Here is a 2367-nt window from a genome sequence, read left to right as displayed (position 1 = left end):
CCGTTCCGCTTAATATCTTCAGCTAGAATATTCGTATCACCAAATTCAAAAGAATTGCGATCAGCATATTGCCACCTAACTATGCTATTATTTAAGTCATTTAATTTTGCTGATTTAATATCCTTTTTAATAGTTCAATTATCTCTATTTTTTTCAGTTGGCGCATGTTATGTGATAATTAAAATGAAAGTAATTGCTTATAACACCAAAATTGAGTCGGTTAAGGAATTTCTTCAAAAAAATGCCGTAGATAAAGATGTAATTTTCTTTAATTTTTTCTCGGACAATTTGGAGGAGAACTATTGCGAACTTATAGTTACCAAAGGTTCTAAGGCTCAAGAATTACTTGAATCAACAAATATTGATTTTGTAAAAAAATGGAAAGCAAAATCCCTTTCTTGATTAATAAATTAAGCCGATTTAGTTAAGGAAGAATCGAGCTTTGAGTTAGACAAAGCAATTGCTAAAATACGTCACAAAATGGTTTAAACAATTATTATGGGAAAAAATCTACAAAAGAAAAAAGAGTGGGTTATAAAAAAATAATATGAAACATATAGACGATCAGCTTGATAAAATAGATAAACTTATTGGCAAGAAAATATATAACCTGAAAGTAGATAGAGATATGAGCCGGTCAGACTTAGCAAAAAAAGCTGGGGTTTCTCAACAACAAATTGCAAAATATGAGGACTCAACAAATAAAATTAGCGCATCGAGATTAGCTTTATTGGCCAGCGTTTTAAATAAGGATATTTCCTATTTTTATGAAAGTATATAAGTCAAAAAAGTCGCCAAAAATTAGGGCCCTGCTACTCCCATTAAATTCAGCTGGCCATTTGTATAAAAAACACAATCCAGATTTTATATAATACTTTTTATTTCCACAATCACTCTTGCATTACTGTCGTTTATGTGCGACAATACAACATGTAACATTAGTTATAGATAAATGCAGAAAATAAAAGAAGTAAGATTTTTTGTTGATAAGAATCAAAAAAACCATGTTGCTAGCTGGTTAAATAAACTTGATCCTAAAACAAGGTCTAGAATAAATCTTAGATTGGTTAGGTTAGAGTATGGCTCATATGGAGATTACAAAAGTTTAGGCAACAAGCTTTTTGAACTTAGATTCTTCTTTGCAAACGGTTATAGGGTGTATTTCGTTGAGCATAACAACAAGATTATTGTTCTTTTGTGTGCAGGAAATAAGGATACCCAAGATAAAGACATAAGGTTAGCCAAAAATTTATTGGAAGAATTTAAAAGTGAGGTGCAAGATGCAAAATCTTGATAATTATTTAAAAGATCAGTTCCAAGACGAGGAGAATGTAAAGGAATATATAAATGCAGCGTTGGAGCAATATTTTGAAGATCATAATAAGGAACTATTTTTAGCTAGTTTAAAAGAAGTGATACAGGCAAAGGGTGGTATAACTGAGTTTTCTAAGCATGCTCATATCAACAGGCAGCATATTTATAGAATGCTTTCTGATAAAGGCAACCCAAGTTTTGATAATATAGGCTCTCTTCTTACAGCACTTGGTTTAAAGCTACAGGTTGAAACCACGAATCATTCAATTCATTAACGATCTATTTTCTGGTATAATTTAAGAAAAACTATTATGACTAATTTTATTAAAAATTTTCTAAAAAAACATGGATATTATCTGTTATTATTGGCACCCCCAATTGTTTTTATATTCTTTTATTTCCCAACAAGCTTAGCTTATCATGCTGATAGAATAAATATTGGCTTAAAACAGCTGAGTCTTGCAAGCCAAGAAATTAAAAAGGATATCTCCGACTGCAGGAATAATATATTATTAGATAATTCACAAACTCAAATAGATATCGATACATTAAACCAAATTGCAGTTAAGGCTACTAAATGTGGTTTTTTGTCACCGCTCACTTCAATCACTAATTAATGTCATATATTGAAGAGGACTAAGTATGATTAAACGAGCTTTTTCTTCTCTTATAACATGGATCGTAGCCTTTCAGCTAGTATCTATAACCATTGGATACGTTACGAAGTTCGGAATGTATCCATGGTACAGTCAATTAATCAAATCCTCTCTTACTCCACCAGGTTATTATTTTGGAATCATCTGGCCTATTTTATATATTAGCTTAGCTATTTTGGGATGGAAACTATACAGGGAAAGGGAGAAAACTATACTAAGGTGGTATTGGACTGGGATGTTTTTAAACTGGTTATGGAGCCCGGTATTTTTTACTTGGCACTTAAGTGGAGTAGCACTCTTGGTATTAATTTTACTTGTCACTATTAATGCCTATATTTTAATTAAGCTAAGAATTGGATATACCAACTATGCATATATGATGCTACCTTATTTCTTG

General features: G+C 31.2%; 6 protein-coding genes. All 6 read left to right on the top strand.

Going from position 1 to position 2367, the window contains the following annotated elements; all coding sequences use genetic code 11:
* A partial coding sequence (locus tag Megvenef_RS08965) for a hypothetical protein (protein WP_322777587.1) occupies positions 1–402 on the top strand: 402 nt, incomplete at its 5' end.
* A 145-nt stretch (positions 403–547) separates the two neighbouring features.
* A complete protein-coding gene (locus tag Megvenef_RS08960; RefSeq protein WP_322777586.1) occupies positions 548–781 on the top strand; it encodes a helix-turn-helix domain-containing protein in 234 nt (77 codons plus the stop codon).
* A 171-nt stretch (positions 782–952) separates the two neighbouring features.
* On the top strand, positions 953–1294 hold the full coding sequence (locus Megvenef_RS08955; RefSeq protein WP_322777585.1) for a type II toxin-antitoxin system RelE/ParE family toxin: 342 nt from the start codon (positions 953–955) through the stop codon (positions 1292–1294).
* Entirely contained in the window at positions 1281–1589 is a 309-nt protein-coding gene (locus Megvenef_RS08950) for an addiction module antidote protein (RefSeq protein WP_322777584.1), read from the top strand. The genes Megvenef_RS08955 and Megvenef_RS08950 overlap by 14 nt, the downstream gene beginning before the upstream one ends.
* Positions 1590–1625: 36 nt before the next feature.
* The gene (locus Megvenef_RS08945; RefSeq protein ID WP_322777583.1) at positions 1626–1931 is read left to right on the top strand and encodes a hypothetical protein; all 306 of its coding nucleotides are present in this window, start codon (positions 1626–1628) and stop codon (positions 1929–1931) included.
* Between the two features lie 25 nt (positions 1932–1956).
* Positions 1957–2367, top strand: a 411-nt coding sequence (locus tag Megvenef_RS08940) for a TspO/MBR family protein (protein WP_322777582.1), incomplete at its 3' end; no start/stop codon positions are given.

This window comes from Candidatus Megaera venefica, assembly GCF_034554655.1.
In the GTDB taxonomy this organism is placed as follows: domain Bacteria; phylum Pseudomonadota; class Alphaproteobacteria; order Rickettsiales; family Rickettsiaceae; genus Megaera_A; species Megaera_A venefica.
The sequence above is the reverse complement of the archived record's forward strand: the minus strand, read 5'-3'. Positions and strand labels throughout refer to the sequence as shown.